General features: G+C 62.6%; 16 protein-coding genes. All 16 read right to left on the bottom strand.

All coding sequences use genetic code 11. The features are described 5' to 3' along the window. Positions 1-3: 3 nt before the first annotated feature. Positions 4-783 (bottom strand): outer membrane protein assembly factor BamD, encoded by a 780-nt coding sequence (locus LGT41_RS08900; protein WP_274126524.1) that lies wholly within the window; start codon positions 781-783, stop codon positions 4-6. A gap of 87 nt (positions 784-870) precedes the next feature. Then, positions 871-1,791 carry a UDP-3-O-acyl-N-acetylglucosamine deacetylase gene (gene lpxC, locus LGT41_RS08895; RefSeq protein ID WP_274126523.1) on the bottom strand — a complete coding sequence of 307 codons (921 nt, stop codon included), beginning with the start codon at positions 1,789-1,791 and terminating at the stop codon, positions 871-873. A 206-nt stretch (positions 1,792-1,997) separates the two neighbouring features. Continuing rightward, entirely contained in the window at positions 1,998-3,545 is a 1,548-nt protein-coding gene (ftsZ, locus tag LGT41_RS08890) for a cell division protein FtsZ (RefSeq protein WP_274126522.1), read from the bottom strand. Positions 3,546-3,732: 187 nt separating this feature from the next. Then, a complete protein-coding gene (gene ftsA / locus LGT41_RS08885) occupies positions 3,733-5,076 on the bottom strand; it encodes a cell division protein FtsA (protein ID WP_274126521.1) in 1,344 nt (447 codons plus the stop codon). Continuing rightward, positions 5,073-5,948, bottom strand: a complete 876-nt coding sequence (locus LGT41_RS08880; protein WP_274126519.1) for a cell division protein FtsQ/DivIB — start codon at positions 5,946-5,948, stop codon at positions 5,073-5,075. The genes ftsA and LGT41_RS08880 overlap by 4 nt, the downstream gene beginning before the upstream one ends. Then, a complete protein-coding gene (locus tag LGT41_RS08875) occupies positions 5,936-6,850 on the bottom strand; it encodes a D-alanine--D-alanine ligase (RefSeq protein WP_274126518.1) in 915 nt (304 codons plus the stop codon). The genes LGT41_RS08880 and LGT41_RS08875 overlap by 13 nt, the downstream gene beginning before the upstream one ends. Before the next feature lie 47 nt (positions 6,851-6,897). Continuing rightward, positions 6,898-7,827 carry a UDP-N-acetylmuramate dehydrogenase gene (gene murB / locus LGT41_RS08870; protein WP_274126516.1) on the bottom strand — a complete coding sequence of 310 codons (930 nt, stop codon included), beginning with the start codon at positions 7,825-7,827 and terminating at the stop codon, positions 6,898-6,900. After that, positions 7,824-8,132: a hypothetical protein gene (locus LGT41_RS08865; RefSeq protein WP_274126514.1), complete on the bottom strand. Its 309-nt coding sequence runs from the start codon at positions 8,130-8,132 to the stop codon at positions 7,824-7,826. The genes murB and LGT41_RS08865 overlap by 4 nt, the downstream gene beginning before the upstream one ends. A 234-nt stretch (positions 8,133-8,366) precedes the next feature. Then, entirely contained in the window at positions 8,367-8,621 is a 255-nt protein-coding gene (locus LGT41_RS08860; protein ID WP_274126512.1) for a DUF2484 family protein, read from the bottom strand. After that, entirely contained in the window at positions 8,618-10,015 is a 1,398-nt protein-coding gene (gene murC / locus LGT41_RS08855; RefSeq protein WP_274126511.1) for a UDP-N-acetylmuramate--L-alanine ligase, read from the bottom strand. The genes LGT41_RS08860 and murC overlap by 4 nt, the downstream gene beginning before the upstream one ends. Beyond that, positions 10,012-11,106 carry a UDP-N-acetylglucosamine--N-acetylmuramyl-(pentapeptide) pyrophosphoryl-undecaprenol N-acetylglucosamine transferase gene (locus tag LGT41_RS08850; protein ID WP_274126510.1) on the bottom strand — a complete coding sequence of 365 codons (1,095 nt, stop codon included), beginning with the start codon at positions 11,104-11,106 and terminating at the stop codon, positions 10,012-10,014. The genes murC and LGT41_RS08850 overlap by 4 nt, the downstream gene beginning before the upstream one ends. Before the next feature lies 1 nt (position 11,107). Next, positions 11,108-12,271, bottom strand: coding sequence for a peptidoglycan glycosyltransferase FtsW (locus tag LGT41_RS08845; protein ID WP_274126509.1), 1,164 nt, complete (start codon positions 12,269-12,271; stop codon positions 11,108-11,110). An 87-nt stretch (positions 12,272-12,358) separates the two neighbouring features. Continuing rightward, positions 12,359-13,759, bottom strand: a complete 1,401-nt coding sequence (murD, locus tag LGT41_RS08840; protein ID WP_274126508.1) for a UDP-N-acetylmuramoyl-L-alanine--D-glutamate ligase — start codon at positions 13,757-13,759, stop codon at positions 12,359-12,361. Positions 13,760-13,960: 201 nt separating this feature from the next. Continuing rightward, positions 13,961-15,046 carry a phospho-N-acetylmuramoyl-pentapeptide-transferase gene (gene mraY, locus LGT41_RS08835; RefSeq protein ID WP_274126506.1) on the bottom strand — a complete coding sequence of 362 codons (1,086 nt, stop codon included), beginning with the start codon at positions 15,044-15,046 and terminating at the stop codon, positions 13,961-13,963. Beyond that, on the bottom strand, positions 15,047-16,489 hold the full coding sequence (locus tag LGT41_RS08830; protein ID WP_274126504.1) for a UDP-N-acetylmuramoyl-tripeptide--D-alanyl-D-alanine ligase: 1,443 nt from the start codon (positions 16,487-16,489) through the stop codon (positions 15,047-15,049). Further along, positions 16,486-17,940 carry a UDP-N-acetylmuramoyl-L-alanyl-D-glutamate--2,6-diaminopimelate ligase gene (locus LGT41_RS08825; protein ID WP_274129696.1) on the bottom strand — a complete coding sequence of 485 codons (1,455 nt, stop codon included), beginning with the start codon at positions 17,938-17,940 and terminating at the stop codon, positions 16,486-16,488. The genes LGT41_RS08830 and LGT41_RS08825 overlap by 4 nt, the downstream gene beginning before the upstream one ends. Positions 17,941-17,991 lie beyond the last annotated feature (51 nt).

The raw sequence follows: 17,991 nt of genomic DNA, 5'->3' as shown, positions 1-17,991 counted from the left end.
CCGTCAGTAACGGAACCGGCCGCCCGCATTCGGCTGCCGCCCGGTGGTCAGCAGTGATTGCGCGGCTGCGTTCCAGCTGCTTTCGGGGTATTCGGCGGCCAGTTGCGCCGCGGCCGCAGCGGCCTGCCCATCAAGACCAAGCGACAGATAGGCCTCTACCAAACGGTGCAATGCTTCGGGGCGGTGCGGCGTGTCGCCGTAATCTTCCACCACGGCGGTAAACCGCCCGATGGCCGAAGTATACTGGCGCTGGCGCAGATACCAGCGGCCCACATCAACCTCTTTGCCGGCCAATTGGTTCAGTGCTGTCTGGAATTTGGGCGCGGCCAGGTCGGCATATTCGGTGCCGGGGAAGTTTTCCATCACATCGCGCAGCGCCATGAGCGCCTGGAATGTATTGCCCTGATCGCGCTGGATATCGACGATCTGGTCATAATAGGACAGGGCCACCAGATATTGCGCCAGCGCCGAGTATTCGTCGCGCGGGTAGTAATCGAGATAACGGCTCGCCGCGGCGCGGCTTTCAATGAGCATCCGCGCATCATGATAGGCTTTTGCGGCCTCGACCAGGGCAAAGCGGCTTTCGGCGGTGAAGGGGTGCAAACGCTCCACCTCCATGAACAGGTCGGCGGCGCGTTTTTCACGGCCACGCGCCAGTTCTGCCTGTGCCAAACCGATAATCTCGCTTGCGGGGGTGGAATCATCAACAAGATCGCCAATCGCGCGGCCACCGCAGGCCGCTACAAGAACGATCAGCGCCACCAATCCCATTCGGCGCATCATCACACTTACCATAACCCGACCCTTCTGCCTGTGTCTGTCGATTGACTAACACATTCCTTGGCGGTGAAAAACGGAAATTGGTGTTTTTTAGCCAACCCGCGCAAGATCGGCGCGGTTTAGCCCGCTGCCGGGCAAGCGCGCTTGCAGGTTTGTATCGGCCAGCACGGGCAAAAGCGCGCCCGGCGTGGCAAAAGCCCGGCGCAAAAGCTGGTTTGTCAGCCCATGCCCGGCGCGCACACCGCGATAGCGCCCCAAAAGCGGCCCGCCCGCCAGTGCCAGATCGCCCAAAGCGTCGAGCATTTTGTGGCGCACGCATTCATCAAGGCGGCGCGGGCCTTCGGGGTTTTCATATTCCATGCCGTTGATGACAAGCGCATTGTCATGATTGCCGCCGCGCGCAAGGCCACGGGCGTGCATGGCGTCAACATCCTGACGGCGGCAGAAGGTGCGGCAATCGGCCAGTTCGCGCACAAAAGTGCCGTTCTGCATGTCGAGCTTGCGCGCCTGACGACCGATGATCGTGCCCGCAAATTCGATCTCGAAGTCGATTTCGAAAGATTCTGCCGGCGAAAGCTCGGCCCAGGCGCTGCCCTGTTCAACGCGCACGGTCTGCATGACCTGCATCACCCTTGCAGGCGCTTGCTGCGCCACAAGGCCGGCGGCCAGGATTTCGGCCACAAATCGCCGCGCGCTGCCATCCATGATCGGCACTTCCGGCCCGTCAAGCTCAACACGCACATTGCTCAGGCCAAGCCCGGCAAAGGCGGCCATAAGGTGTTCGATGGTCGAAACTTCAACGCCATCTTCATTGGCGATACGCGTGCAAAGGCCGGTATCGTTCACCATATTCCAAAGGGCGCGCACATGCGCGTTGCGCTGGCGGATATCGGTGCGAGAAAAGCTGATGCCCGCATCAACCCCGGCCGGATGAAGCGCCATGCGCACGGCACGACCGGAATGCAGTCCGGTGCCAATCAATGACACTGTGCGTTTCAATGTGTGCTGCATCTGTCGTCCTGCCGGGTTATGCGCAAATTTCGCGCCAGACTGTTCTGCGCCACTTTTCTGCGTCGTTCCGGCCGATGTATAGAACATATGCGCGCGCGCCATAACCCCGGTGCCCGTCACCTTTTGTGACTCATTATTGCAATAATATGACAACCAAAGAAAAGGGCGCCCAAACGGGGCGCCCTGAAGTCTTGGAGGAGGGTCGTCTAATTGGCTTGGCGGCGCAAAAACGCTGGAATTTCAACACGCTCCCGCTCGTCATCCTCATAGCTGGCCTGGTCGTTCACCTGCGGGGCGGCGGGGGCTACTGGGGCCGAAACCGTGGCCGTGGGGATGGGTGCCCTGACCTGCGGCTGGCTGGTTGGCCGCTCGTCGCGCTGCGCGCTGCCGGTCATGCGGTTGATGAGGTTGTTGAGCGCAAAGCGCGGATGTTTTTCACCAGCGGCGCTGCCTTCGCCTTCGGGCTGCTTGGCCGTCGGGTCGGGGCGGTTCTGCACGGCGGCACGCAAGCGCAGCAGGGTTTCCTGCGACGGTTGCGCAGTTTTTGCGGCCATCGGTGCGGCAGGTTCGGCCTGCACCTCATGCTCGGCCGACATTTGAAGCGGCGCCGGGCGCGCTGTCATCGGAGCCGCAGCCGCGGGGGCGGGCGTGAAAATAGCCTCTTCCTCTTGCGGGGCTTCAGCGGCGATTTCAACGTCGTCTTCGACCTGCTCAACGGGTTCAGGCGCTGCGGCTGCAACCGGCTCGCTGAAGCTGCGGCGCTGCTGGGGCACGGCGCGCTGGTCTTCGACCACATCGATGCCCGTGGCCACAACCGACACGCGCAGCACACCTTCCATCGAAGGATCGAGTGTCGAGCCGACGATGATATTCGCGTCCGGATCCACCTCTTCGCGGATGCGGTTGGCGGCTTCGTCCAGCTCGAACAGGGTCATATCGGCCGAGCCTGTGATGTTAATCAGCACACCGCGCGCGCCGCGCAGACTGATCTCGTCAAGCAGCGGGTTGGCAATGGCTTTTTCGGCGGCCTGAATGGCGCGGTTCTCGCCCGAGGCTTCGCCGGTGCCCATCATCGCCTTGCCCATTTCGTCCATCACGGAACGCACATCGGCAAAGTCGAGGTTGATGATACCGGGGCGCACCATAAGGTCGGTCACACCCTTGACGCCCTGATACAGCACATCGTCGGCCAGGCTGAACGCCTCGGTAAATGTGGTTTTTTCATTGGCAAGGCGGAACAGGTTCTGGTTGGGGATGACGATCAGCGTATCAACAACCTTTTGCAGCGCAGCGACGCCTTCTTCGGCCTTGCGCATACGCGAGGCACCTTCAAACTGGAAGGGTTTGGTCACAACACCAACTGTCAGCACACCAAGTTCACGCGCGGCCTGCGCGATGATCGGCGCAGCGCCGGTGCCCGTGCCGCCGCCCATGCCGGCGGTGATGAAACACATATGGCTGCCGGCCAGATGGTCCAGAATTTCTTCAAGGCTTTCCTCGGCGGCCGCGGCCCCCACCTCGGGGCGGGCCCCTGCGCCCAGCCCTTCGGTGACGCGGGCACCAAGCTGCACTTTTTTGGGCGCTTCAGACTGGCTCAGTGCCTGGGCATCGGTGTTTGCGACCACGAAATCCGCGCCTTCGAGCGATTTTGCGATCATGTTGTTGACTGCATTGCCGCCCGCCCCGCCAACGCCAAAGACCGTGATCTTCGGCTTGAGTTCCTGGGATTCCGGCATACGAAGATTCAAAGCCATTTTCTGTCCGCCTGTATTTGTTGTGCGCCCATGTTCGGACTGTCGTTGCTAAGGTGTTGATTCGACAATGTAACCCATAGACGAATCTCGGTCACGCGTTATTCAACCATTTATCCACAATATCTTGTGGAAAACTACCAGATAAGCGATATTTCGCAAGTCCCCACGCCAGTTCTTGCATGAAATACTACCAATTATCGCGAAACCAGCGCATTGCGCGCCGGATGCGCCGCGCGCCAAGCCGGTCGGCTGGCACTTCAAAATCCCAACATTCATCGGAAGGATGGCTGGCATGAAGCGCCAGACCCACGGCTGCGGAAAAGGCCGCGCCCGTTGCGGCCTGCGGCAGGCCCTGCACGCGCAAGGGCCGCCCGATGCGCACCTGCCGGCCCAGAATGCGGCTGGCCATATGGTCCATCCCCGGCACCTGGCTTGCGCCACCCGTCAGCACAATGCGCTGGCTTGGCAGATGCTCAAAGCCCGACGCATCGAGACGGTCGCGCACCTCTTCCAGTATTTCCTCGACCCGCGGGCGCATCACGCCAATAAGTTCCGAACGTGAAACCGTGCGCCGGTCGTTTTCCCACTGCGCCATCGGGTTGGGCAATTCGATCTGGTCACGGTCATCGGCGCCGGTCGCCACAAGCCCGCCATGCAGGGTTTTGATGCGCTCGGCCACATCGAACTGCACCTGTAGCCCATGCGAAATATCGCTGGTGACCTGATCACCACCAAGGCGCACGGCATCGGCATAGATGAGCTGCTTTTTGATGAATACCGAAAGCCCGGTGCTGCCCCCGCCCATATCGACCACGGCGGCGCCAAGCTCCTGCTCATCCTCTACAAGTGCCGAAATGCCGCTGGCAAAGCCCGAAAAGGCAAGCCCGGCAAGTTCCAGATCGCAGCGGCGGATGACTTGAAGCAGGTTATGCACGGGGTTGCCCGCCACGGTGAGCATGTGCAGATCGACCGCCAGCCGAAAGCCGATCTGGCCGCGCGGATCAGACAGGCCTGTGCGGTGGTCAAGGCTGAAATTGACCGGCATCGCGTGGATGACTTCGCGGTCGTGGCCATAGGGCGGCACATCGCAAGCCGCCAGCACATGGCCGATATCACGCTCGGTCACTTCGCCGTTCTCGACCTCGATCTCGCCATCCAGCCCGTAGGAACGTGGCCGCCCGCCGCTCATGCAAACAATCACATGGTCAACCCGCTGGCCGGCCATTTTCTGTGCGCCCTGCACCACGGTGCGAATGGCGCGCTCGGTTTCCACCATATCGGTGATTTCGCCGAACTTGACCCCGCGCGAACGTGTGGTCTTGACCCCGACAACCCGGAATGCGCCCATTGCGGGCAGGTTTATATCGGGCTGCGCTGCGCCACGCTCGTCGTGCATTTCAGGGGCGAATTGCAGGATGAGGCAGGCCACCTTGCTGGTGCCGATATCCAGAATGGCCACCGTGCCCCGGCGCACGGCATTTTCACGGCGCTGGCGCATTTCGCGCTGAATTTCAAAAAGATTGGGGGTCATATCGCATCATCCCGTGCTGTGGCGCGCGCATCCCGCAAGGATTGCAGCGCGTCAGGGTTTAGCCGCAGTATGGGGCGGTCGGCATTACGCATATCAACTACAGAAATGTCGCGGTCCAGCAGCGCCTCGCTGGCCTGAAGCGCGATGACCTGGCGCAAGGCATCGGCTGCGCCGGATTCAGGCAGCATGATGGTCTGGTCGCGGTCCAGCACCACGTTCCAGCGCCGCGCACCCACCCGCACAAGGCCACGCATCCGCGCACCCAAAGGTGCTGCGACGCGCAAAAGACGCAGCGCATCTTCAACCGCCGCATCCGCCGCCTCGCCCGCCACGACGGGCAGGTCGGGCTGGGCACCGCGCGCCGGCACAAAGGCCACGCGCGCGCCGGTTTCATCGAGCATTTCCAGCACGTCGCCCTTGCGCCACAAAATGACGGGGCGGCGCTCGACCACCTCTATCTGCAAGCTGTTCTGCGCACCAAGCCGCAATGTAGCCGATTTGACGGCATCCAGGCTTTCAACCTGGGCGCGCAGCCCGGCAAGGTCGAGATCGAGCGCCGAAATCGGCAGATCCATCTCAAGTATCGCGGCGATCTGCGCGGTCAGATCAGGGCTGGCATTGGAAATGGTCATAGAGGCGATCTGCATTTCGGGCCGTTCGGCAACCGTATCGCGCAGGGCGGCGGTTTGCGCACCAATCCAGGCCTGCACGCGCCCGTCGTTTATGACACCGGCAACCACCGCAACCAGAATGCCAATCGGCAGGCCGCGGCGCAGGAACCAGCGAAAGCGCTGGGTCAGCCAAAGCCGCTGCAAGCGGTAGCGGATGCGTGATGGCGCCGGGTCGTGGCGCGTGGGAACTAGCGCAAACATGAGGCATCCTCCACCAGCCAACGGCAGAGCGCACCGAAGGACATGCCATGAAATGCAGCCTGTTCGGGTGCAAGCGAAGTTGGCGTCATGCCGGGTTGGGTGTTGGTTTCCAGCAGGAACAGCCCGTTGCGCCCGCGGCTTTCATCCCAACGAAAATCGGTCCGGCTCAGCCCGCGGCAGCCCAGTGCCTCATGCGCGCGCAATGCGTAATCTTCGCAGGCGGCATAAACATCGGCAGGAATATCGGCAGGCATCACATGGCGCGAGCCGCCGACGCTGTATTTCGCATGGTAGTCATACCAGCCATCGGCAATGATATCGGTCACACCAAGCGGGCGGTCGCCCAAAACCGAGGCGGTCATCTCGCGCCCGGGCACAAAGGCTTCAACCATCAGGGTTTCGGGCATGTCGCCGGAAAGCTGCGCCGGGCCATTGGCGCTTTCATGCACAATGTAAACGCCAACCGACGAGCCTTCGTTATAGGGTTTCACCACATAAGGCGGCTTCATCGGATGGCCCGCCTGCACCGCGGCAGCGGGCACCAGCAGGCTTTCGGCCACCGGCAGGCCCACCCGGCGATACACCGCCTTGCTGCGCGCCTTGTCCATTGCCAGCGCCGAGGCCAGAACGCCGGAATGCGTGTAAGGAATGCGCAGCCATTCCAGCAGGCCCTGCACGCAGCCATCTTCGCCCCAACGGCCATGCAGCGCGTTAAAGGCGACATCGGGTTTGGCATGGGCCAATTGCGCGGGCAAATCATTGCCAGCGTCAATCTCGACGACCTCATACCCTTCGCCCCGCAGTGCGGCGGCACATTCCTTGCCGGATGACAGCGAAACGGCGCGTTCAGCCGAAAAGCCACCCATTAGCACTGCGATGCGGTTTGCTGTCCTGCTCGACATCACCGCCTCTAGCCCCCATGCCTTTGCGGCTTATTGGGGTGTTCGTTTTATAAAACGCGTTCTCCGACGCGCCTTATTTCCCACTGTAACGTGATACCGCTTGAATCGAAAACCTTTTTTCGCACCAATTCGCCCAAATTTTCCAAATCTTCGGGGGTGGCGCTATTTGCGTTTATCAGGAAATTCGGGTGTTTGGGCGACATTTGTGCGCCGCCAAGCGTAAATCCGCGCAAACCGGCATCGTCAATCAGCTTCCATGCCTTCAAATCATGCACATCATCGGCCTGCCCGGTAGAGGAAAACCCGGCAGGGTTGCGGAAAGTCGACCCGCAGGAGCGGTCTTCAACCGGCTGGGTGGCGGCGCGGCTTTCCAATGCGGCCTCCATTTTTGCCACAATGGCGGCGGGCGCGCCTTTGGGTGCGCGAAGCAGGGCCGACACAACCACCGCCCCTTCGGGCAGGTCGGCATGGCGATAGCCGAAATCGAGCCGCGCCGCTGGAATGTCGCACCGCTCGCCAGTGCGCAGCACCACGCGGATGCTTTCGCAGATATCGGCCATATAGCTGCCATAACAGCCCGCATTCATGGCCACCGCCCCGCCGATTGTGCCGGGGATCGTGCGCAGAAAGGCAAGGTCATACCCCGCCTCGGCGGCGCGTTTGGCGACCATCGCATCAAGCGCGGCAGCGCCCGCGCGAATGCGGCCATCGGGCAAAATCTCGACCCCGTTGAAACCGCGCGCAAGCCGGATGACCACGCCTTTGATACCGCCCGACCGGATGATCAGGTTCGAGCAGACACCAATGGCAAAGACCGGAATTTCGCCAGACAAGGCGGCCAGAAACTGCGCCAGATCATCCTCGTCTGCGGGGGTGAACAGCACCTCGGCCGGCCCGCCCACGCGCAGCCAGCTCAGATCGGCCAGCGGGCGGTTGGCCAGCAGGCGACCACGCGTTTGGGGCAGGTTTTCAATCATCTGTGGCGCTGCCAGCGGGCGCGGGCTTCCGCGTCATCCAGTTCGGGCGGAAAATCCATGCCAAGCGCGCGGCCAATCATGCGGCCCATATAGCGCAGCACATTGCGCAACTGCCAGGCAACGATGAAATAAAATATCGCCAGCACCAAACCGCCATAGGCCTGCCCCAGCACATAGCCGACAGGGCCAAGTGACAGAAAGAAGATGTAAAACAGCACCCGGTTGAAATAGGGCCCGGCAATCATCGAGGTGAGATTGAGCGCCAGAAGCCAGCCAAGGGCAAGGAATGGGGCGTAGGTCGTCATCAATATCCGCAGATCGGTTGTGTTTGCAGCAGGTTTAACCCGATTTGATGCGCAAGGGAAAGTGGGTGTGCAAGTTTACCCGCTCCACTGCGCCCCATCCAGCGCAACCGTCATGAAACCACCCCATATCAGGAACCAGCGGCACAGATACATTGCGCCCTAAAATGGCCTCATCCGCAGTCGACTGATCGGCAATTTGAACTCGCCAAAGGGCCGGGGGAAGCACCCGGCCCTTCAGTTTTGTGCGCTGCGGCGCGTTGCGCGCCATTTGCGCCACCAATGCCGCAGCAATAGCCGCAACTGAAACAGCGTCAGCATAAAAAACCCCAGCGCCCAGCCCCAGTGATGGGCATAGGCAAGGCCAATGGAAATGGGCAGAATGCAGGCGATGAGGGTATAGGCGCCCGGTCGGTTCCAGCTATGGGGCAGCACGGCCAGCACATTGGCCGAGATCGACCAAGCCAGCGCGGCATATCCCGCCCAGCTCATTTTTCCAGTGCAGCGGGCAGGTTATGCGCCCATGCGGTAATGCTCCCCGCCCCCAGAAACACCACCATATCGCCCGGTTTCGTGCTGTCGCGCACCAGCGCGGGCAGGTCGGCCTCTGTTTCCACGGCGCGCGCATCGCGGTGTCCGTGGCGGCGCAAGCCGGCGACAAGCCCGTCGCGGTCGGCGCCGTCGATCGGGTCTTCGCCCGCGGCATAGACATCGGCAATGACCACGGTATCGGCCTCGTTGAACGCATTGCAGAAATCGTCGAACAAATCATGCAGGCGCGAATAGCGGTGGGGTTGGTGTATGGCGATGACCCGCCCCTCGCAAGCCTGGCGCGCGGCGCGCAGCACGGCGGCAATTTCAACAGGGTGATGGCCGTAATCATCGATGATCGCCACACCGTTCCATTCGCCCACACGGGTGAAGCGGCGGTTCACCCCGCCAAACGCCCTAAGGGCGCTGCGAATTTCATCATCCGTAACGCCAAGCTGGCGCGCGGCGGCAATGGCGGCGGCGGCGTTCAGCACGTTATGGTCGCCCGGCATCGGCAACACCAGCCCTTCAAGGCGGCGGCCCTCGTCGGTAAAGCCCACATCAAAATGCGCCTGCCCGGCAATGTAATGCAGGTTTTCGATGCGCACATCGGCCTGCGGGTTCCGGCCATAGGTGATGACACGGCGGTCGGTGATGCGGCCCACAAGCGCCTGCACCTCGGCATGGTCGATGCAGCAGATCGCGGCACCATAAAAGGGGATGTTCGACACAAAGGTATGGAACGCCTCGCGGATCGCATCAAAGCTGCCGTAATGGTCGAGGTGTTCTGGGTCGATATTCGTGACGATCGCAATGGTGGCAGGCAGGCGGTTGAAGGTGCCGTCGCTCTCATCCGCCTCTACCACCATCCAATCGCCCGTGCCCATGCGCGCATTGGAGCCATAGGCATGGATGATGCCACCATTGATGACCGTCGGGTCGAGCCCGCCGCCGACCAAAAGCGCTGCCACAAGCGATGTGGTTGTGGTTTTGCCATGCGTGCCCGCAACGGCAACATTGGATTTCAGGCGCATCAGCTCGGCCAGCATTTCGGCGCGGCGCACAACGGGAATGCCCTGGGCGCGGGCGGTATCCAGCTCTGGGTTGCCGCGTTTGATGGCCGATGAAATGACCACAACCGCAGCACCGGCCAGATTTTCGGCACGCTGGCCAATGAAAATTTCGGCGCCCTTTTCTGTCAGGCGCTGGGTAATCGGCGTGGCGCGCAGATCCGAGCCCTGAACCTGGTAGCCGTGGTTCAAAAGCACCTCGGCAATGCCCGACATGCCAATGCCGCCAATGCCGACAAAATGGATGGGGCCAATATCTTGCGGCAGGCGCGTATGGGCGTTCATGGCTGCTCCTGGGTCGCGGTCGATTCTACCAGATCGGCCAATTGGGTTGCGGCCTCGGGCTGGCCAAGCGCCAATGCCGCCGCCGCCATCGCCTTGGCGCGGCCCTCATCGGCAAGAATATCGCGGATATGCTGCATAAGCGTATCGGCTGTCAACGCCGTCTCTGCCAGAACAATCGCCGCACCCGCGGCGACAAACGGCGCGGCATTGGCGGATTGATGATCGCCCGTTGCGGCGGCAAAAGGCACCAGAATTGCCGGGCGGCCGATCACCGACAGGTCGGCAAGGCTCGAGGCACCGGCGCGCGAAATGACCAGTTGTGCCTCGCTCATACGGGTCGGGATGTCGCTAAAGAACGGCTTGACCTCGGCCTTGATACCCGCAGCGGCATAGGCGGCGACAACCGCCTCCTCGTCCTCGGGGCGGGCCTGATGGGCGATGCGGATACGGCTGCGCAGGTCTTCGGGCAGGCTGGCCAGCGCGGTGGGCACGATCTGCGACAGAATGCGCGCACCCTGACTGCCCCCCAGCATCAGCAGCGACATCGGATAGTCGCCCGGCGGAATATAGGCGGCGCCGGCCTTGGCCTTGATGGCGGCGCGCACGGGGTTGCCGATATTCACCCCCGCCACGCCCTTGGGCAGGCTGGTTGGCCAGGTGCCGCAGGCCACGGCCGAAACACGCGGTGCAAAGACTGTGTTCACCCGGCCAAGCACACCGTTTTGCTCATGTATCATGCGTGGCAGGCGCAAGGCCCAGGCGGCCAGCATGGCCGGAACTGCCGGATAGCCGCCAAAACCGATGACAATATCGGGCCGGTTGCGCTTGAACGAGCGCCGCGCAGCCCAGGCGCCTGCCAGAATGCGCGGCACCACCAGCGCCTTGCCAAGCAGGCCGCCCCGCGCCGTCGTGGCCGATTTGACCACCTCGCGCGCAACGGCATCGGGAAAGCCGCTTGCATAACGCGCACCGCGCGCATCGGTTGACAGTTTCACCTGCCAGCCGCGCGCCAGCAATTCTTCGGCCAGCGCCTGTGCAGGAAACATATGCCCGCCGGTGCCACCGGCCGCAATTACCACCAGGCGCGCCATATTACCGGCCCCGGCCCAGAACATCGGCCAGGTCATCTTGCGGGCGGCGGCGGGTCAGCGCCAGCAGGCACCCCATCATGATGCCCGTGGCCAGCGCGGATGAACCGCCATAGGAGATGAACGGCAATGTCATGCCCTTTGCCGGCAAAAGCCGCACGGCAACGCCAAGATTGATCAGCGCCTGAAATGCCAGAAGCGCCGCCAGCCCCACCCCGGCAAGGCGCACGAAGGCGTCGCGCTCGCGCAGCAGGCGCAGGATAGAGCGCACGACGATCGCCGCAAACAGGCCGACAATCAGCAGGCAGACCAGCACGCCATATTCCTCGGCGGCCACGGCAATGATGAAATCGGTATGCGCGTCGGGAAGTGACCATTTCACGCTGCCCGCGCCAGCGCCCACGCCAAGCAGGCCGCCTTCCTGAATGGCGTTGGTCGCAAAGCCAAGCTGCGTGGTCGGGTCAAGCTCCGAGGCAAGGAAACCATCTATGCGGCGGGCGAAATGTTCGGAAAACGTATAGGCTGTCCAGCCCGCGCCCCCGGCCATGCCACCAAGCACGATCAGCAGGCGCACCGGCGCACCAGAGACGAAATACATCATCCCCCAGGCGGCCATGATCAGCCCCGCCTGCCCGAAATCGGGCTGCAAGGCCAGCAGCAGCGCCAGAGTGATCGCCACGAAAAACGACAGCATCCGCCCCGGCGGGCCGTTCAGATCGCTCGACCCGGCCATCAGCCAGGCCGAAAGCACGATGAAGGCGGGCTTCACAAATTCGGAGGGCTGCAAGGAAACGATACCCAGCGAGAACCAGCGCGTTGCGCCCTTGCCATAATCGGTGCCGGCAAACGGCAGGATCAGGAGCGACAGAAAGACCGCGACAAACCCCAGCACCATAAGGCGGCGCAGCCGTTGCGGTGAAAATGTCGAAATCACCACCATCGCGCCCAGCCCGAGCAGGCCAAAGGCAACCTGCCGCTTCACGTAGTAAAACGCTTCAAGCCCGTTGCGTTCGGCCAGGGGGGGCGATGCCGCAAGCCCCAGCAACACGCCGATCACAAAAAGCACCAGCACAAAGCCCAGGGTCCAACGGTCCATCGTGCGCCACCAGCGCGATAGAATCGCTTCGTCATGCCGTGTTGCCACGGTATTGAAAACCATTTCGGTCATGGGGCTGCTCATCCTCATGTAACGCCGCCGGTTTGCCCGGTCATTCGTAGAGCGGAGTCTAGCGCGAAAAAACCGCACTGGCCAGTGTTACGATGTCAGCGCAAGCCCACAAAGTGCGGCAAACTGCGCACCGCGGTCTTCAAAGCTGGAAAACTGGTCGAAACTGGCACATGCGGGTGAAAGCAAAAGCACATCGCCCGGTGCCGCCTCGGCCAGGGCTTTGGCCACGGCATTGGCCAGCGTTTCGCAACACTCATGCGGATGATCGCCAAGCGTTGCGGCAAATTCGGCCTGCGCATCGCCGATCAGGTAAGCCTTGGTGACATTGCCAAAATACGGCGCAAGCGATGTTATCCCCCCCGCTTTCGCCTGCCCGCCCGCAATCCAGCGGATATTCTTGAACGCGGCCAGCGCATAGGCGGTGCTGTCGGCGTTGGTGGCCTTTGAATCATTGATGATGCGCACGCCCTCCACTTCGCCCAGCAACTGGCAACGATGCGGCAATGCGGCAAAGCTTGCCAAGGCCGGCTCTATCTGGCGCGGGCCAAGGCCAAGCGCGCGGCAGGCGGCATAGGCGGCGGCGGCGTTCTGGTGGTTATGCGCGCCGGGCAGCCCTGCAAAGCCGCGCAAATCAATGCTGGCCATCTGTTTGTTTCTGCGCCATTCGGCCAAGAACCCCTTGCGGGCCAGCACATACCAGCCCGGCCCGCCAAGCTTGCCGCTCGATGATACGCGGATCAGCCGGTCATCCTCGGGCGCAAGGGCAATCTGGTTGGCAAGCATCCGGCCTTCGGCCTCGTCGACACCCACAATGGCACGGTCCGGCCCGCCTTCGGCAAACAGGCGGCGCTTGGCGGCAAAATACCCCCCCTGCCCGCCATGCCTGTCCAGATGATCGGGGGTGAGGTTGGTGAACACGGCAATGTCCGGTGTCAACGCGCGGGCAAGCTCGGTCTGGTAGCTCGAAAGTTCCAGCACGATCACCTCGCCATCATGCGCCGGTTCAAGGTCGAATACAGCGCGCCCGATATTGCCACCCATCTGGCAGGGAAGGTTATTGCGCTCCAGTATATGGTGGATCAGCGCCGTCACGGTCGATTTGCCGTTGGAGCCGGTCACAGCCACCACGCGCGGCACAGATTCCAGCTTCGCCCAGTCCGCCCCCCCGAACGAGGCGAAAAACAGGCCGATATCATTGTCGACCGGCACACCGGCAGCCATTGCGGTGGCAATGATCGGGTGCGGTGCCGGGTAGAGATGCGCAATGCCGGGGCTGACAATCAGCGCCGCAATCTCGGACCAGTCGGCACGGCGCAGATCGGCCAGCGGAATGCCAGCCGCATCCGCCGTGCCGCGCGCCGCCTCGCCATCATCCCAGGCCAGCACCTCGGCCCCACCCGCAACCAGTGCGCGCGCTGCGGCAAGGCCCGAACGCGCCAGCCCAAGCACGGCGACCTTGCGGTTGGCATATGCGACAACGGGGATCATAGCTGTAGCCTTTTTGATGACATCACCACCTAGCGCGGAACGTGGCAAGCTGGCAAGGCACAGGGTGCGGTCGTGCGCGCATTCTGCCGCGACCCACGCGCACCACGCCGCCCCGGACCTGATCCGGGGCCTCTGCGCTTGCAATCAGGAGGCCCCGGATCAGGTCCGGGGCGGCGCAGTCGTCTGGATTGGCCTTGCGCCTCAACGCAGCTTCAGCGTTGCCAGCCCGATCAGCGCCAGAATAACAGAGATGATCCAGAAGCGGATGACGATCTGCGCCTCGCCCCAGCCCTTTTTCTCGAAATGGTGGTGAATCGGGGCCATCAGGAACACGCGTTTGCCGGTGCGCTTGAAGTAGAACACCTGTATGATCACCGACATCGCTTCAACCACGAACAGCCCGCCGATAACCGCCAGCACGATTTCGTGCTTGGTGGCCACGGCAATCGCGCCGAGCGCGCCGCCAAGGGCAAGGCTGCCGGTATCGCCCATGAACACGGCCGCGGGCGGTGCATTATACCACAGAAAGCCAAGCCCCGCGCCGATAAGCGCCGCTGCGAAAATGGCTATCTCCGAGGTGCCGGACACGTAATGCACCTCCAGATATTCGGTAAAATCCGTGCGGCCAACCACATAGGCGATAACGCCAAGCGAGCCGCCTGCGATCATCACCGGCATAATGGCCAGCCCGTCCAGCCCGTCGGTCATGTTCACGGCATTTGCCGCGCCCAAAATCACGATCATCGCGAAGGGCACAAAGAAATATCCCAGATACAACAATGCGTTCTTGAAAATCGGGAACGCAAGATAGCCCGACAGTTCGGGCGGCTGCAAATACATGGCCCAGATGCTGGCAATGATCGCCACAATCGCACCGATGCCCATGCGCAGCCTGCCAGACACACCTTTTGTGTTTTGCCGCGTCACCTTGGCATAGTCATCGGCAAAGCCGATAAGGCCAAAGCCGGCAGTGACAAAGAGAACCAGCCAGATATAGCCATTGTCGGGCCGCGCCCATAACAGCGTGGACACCAGCAAGGACAGCAGGATCAGCGCGCCCCCCATCGTGGGTGTGCCCGCCTTTTGCAATATATGGCTTTCCGGCCCGTCATCGCGTATTGGCTGGCCGGTTTTCTGCTTCTTTTTCAACCAGTTGATCATTGGCTGACCAAAGGTGAAGCTGATGATCAGCGCGGTCAGAAATGCGCCCCCCGCACGAAACGAGATATAGGTGAAGAGATTGAATAGATCCCCGATATTCGACAGGTCTTTGAGCCAATACAGCATTTACGCCCCTTCGCTTTGCTCCAGCGGGCTGCTTTCGCCCAAATTCTTGATCGCGTCAACCACATGGCGCATGGCCGCGCCAAGCGAGCCTTTGACCATGACGACATCGCCAGCATCCAGAAGCTTTGCAGCCATTGCCGCACAGGCCTGAGAGGTTTCAAACCATTGGCCGCGTTTATTGCCCGGAAGTGCCTCGTGCAGCGCCTTCATGCGCGAACCGACACAGTGGATGATGCTGATACGGTCCAGCGCCGCATGGCTGGCCAGCGCGGCGTGAAGCGCCAGTTCTGCATCGCCCAGCTCCAGCATATCGCCCAGAATGGCAATGCGCCGCCCGGCGGCGACACGGCCGATGCCATCTTCAACGGGGCACAGGGTCAGCAGATCCAGCGCCGCGCCCATGCTTGCCGGATTGGCATTATAGCTTTCGTCAATCAGGGTTATCCGCCCGTCCATTCCGCTGGGGCCAAGGGCAATGCCAAGCCGCGCGCCGCGCCCCGCGGGGGCGCGCCAGGCGGCAAGGCTGAGGGCGGCGCGCGCAAGATCGGCCCCGGCGGCCTGCGCGGCGGTCAGCGCGCCAAGCGCATTCATCGCCAGATGCAGCCCCGGCGCGCCAAGTTTGAACAGAAACGGCCCCTCGGGCCCGCGCGCATTGATAACCGTCGCCGTCGGGCCGGGGCGGGCCTCTATTTGCTGGAAGGTTGCTGCATCTGCCCTGCCAAAAGTTACAATGTTACCCGCATGGCGCTGCGCAACCGCAAAAAGCCGCTCGAAATGCGCGTTATCGGCGGGCAGAACGGCAATGCCGCCGGGCACGAGCCCCTCGAAAATTGCGGCCTTCTCATCGGCAATCTCCGCGACGGATGCAAATGCGCCAGCATGGACGGCGGCAACCGTGGTGATCAGCGCCACATGCGGGCGGGCAAGCCGGGCGAGCGGGGCAATCTCTCCGGGGTGGTTCATGCCAAGCTCGATCACGGCAAAAGCGGCCTCGCGCGGCAATCGCGCAAGGGTCAGCGGCACACCCCAATGGTTGTTATAGCTCTTTTCGGCGGCATGAACCTGGCCCTGATCGGCAAAGATCATGCGCAGCATGTCTTTTGTGCCGGTTTTGCCAACCGAGCCGGTGACTGCAACCACCCTTGCCGCAGACCGCGCGCGCGCGGCTTTCGCCATCTGGCCCAGCGCGGCCAGCGGGTCGGGCACGATGATCAGCCTTTCGGGCGCGACACCGGGAAGCGCGCGCGCCACAAGTGCTGCGGCGGCCCCCTTGTCGAGCGCATCGGCCACAAAGTCATGCCCGTCGCGCTGGTCGAGCAGGGCCACAAACAGGTCGCCCGGCTTCAGGCTGCGCGTGTCAATCGAAACACCGGCAACGCCGGCAACCGCCACGGGCGCGCCTGTGGCGGCGGCAAGCTCGGCCCCTGTCCAAAGCCAGTTCACAGGCCCAGCCCGTCGAGCGCCTTGGTGGCCATGCTCGCCTGCTCGACATCATCAAAGGGTAAAATATCGCGCCCGACGATCTGCCCGCTTTCATGGCCTTTACCGGCAATCAGCACGGCATCACCGGGTTGGGCTGCATCAATGGCGCGCAAGATCGCCTCGGCCCGGTCGCCAACCTCGATACCTTCGGGGCAACCGGCCAGAACGGCGGCGCGAATGCTGGCCGCATTTTCGGTGCGGGGGTTATCGTCGGTCACAAAAACAAGATCGGCATAATTGGCCGCGGCCGCACCCATCAGCGGGCGCTTGCCACGGTCGCGGTCACCGCCCGCGCCAAACACCGCAATGAGCCGCCCCAATACATGCGGGCGCAGCGCGGTCAGCGCGGTTTGCAGCGCGTCGGGCGTGTGGGCATAGTCGACGAACACCTTCGCGCCATTGCCGCGCGTTGCGGCAAGCTGCATACGCCCGCGCACGGTGGCGAGTTTGGGCAGGGCGGCAAAGACAGCTTCGGGCGCCGCCCCGCAGCCTATGGCCAGGCCCGCGGCCAGCAGCGCATTGCCCGCCTGAAAACCGCCGATCAGCGCCAGCCGCACAACCTGGCTTTCACCCCGCCAGTCAAAGCGCAAATCCTGCCCGTCGGCGTCAAACCGTGTGGCGCGAATGCGCAGATCGGCGGCAGGGTCGCGCCCGACGCGGATAATCCTCTGCCCACGCGCGCTTGCAACTTCGGCCATGCGCGCGCCGAACGGATCGTCCATATTGATCACGGCAGTGCCGTCTTGCGGCAAGACCTGGCTGAACAGCAGGGCCTTGGCGGCGAAATAGCTTTCAACATCGGGATGATAATCCAGATGGTCGCGGGTAAGGTTGCTGAAGGCGGCCGCGCGCAGCCGCACGGCGGAAAGGCGTTCTTGCGCCAGCCCGTGGCTCGACGCTTCCATCGCCGCGTGGCTAACCTGCTGTGCGGCCAGATCGGCCAGCAGTTTATGCAGGGTCAGCGGTTCGGGCGTGGTATGCGACAGCGCCGCCACCACGGCGCCCTCAACCCCGGTCGTGCCGAAATTGACCGCCGCCTCGCCCAAAGCCTCGAATATTTGCCGCGCAAAGGTCGAAACCGAGGTTTTGCCATTTGTGCCGGTCACCGCGACAATCGTTTCAGGCTGGGCGCCAAACCAGTTGGCCGCCGCAACCGCCAGTGCCCGGCGGGGGTTTTCGGCCAGCAGAACCGGCGCGGGCAGGCTGCCAAACTCCTGTTCCAGCAGTGCCACGCCCTCGGCATCGGTCAGCACCGCAACCGCGCCCATGCGCAGCGCGAAACTTGCAAATGTCGCGCCATGCGCGTTGGTGCCGGGCATCGCGGCAAAAAGATGGCCGGGTTTTGTTGTGCGGCTGTCAACCGAAATGCCGCTTAGCGCAAGGCTTTCCACCGCACCCAGAGGGCGGACCATGTCGCCAAGTTGCAGGTCTGCCAAGGACCGGGTTGGTCTGTCCATTTTGCC

Origin of the sequence: Abyssibius alkaniclasticus (assembly GCF_020447305.1) — a bacterium.
GTDB lineage: Bacteria > Pseudomonadota > Alphaproteobacteria > Rhodobacterales > Rhodobacteraceae > Abyssibius > Abyssibius alkaniclasticus.
The sequence above is the reverse complement of the archived record's forward strand: the minus strand, read 5'-3'. Positions and strand labels throughout refer to the sequence as shown.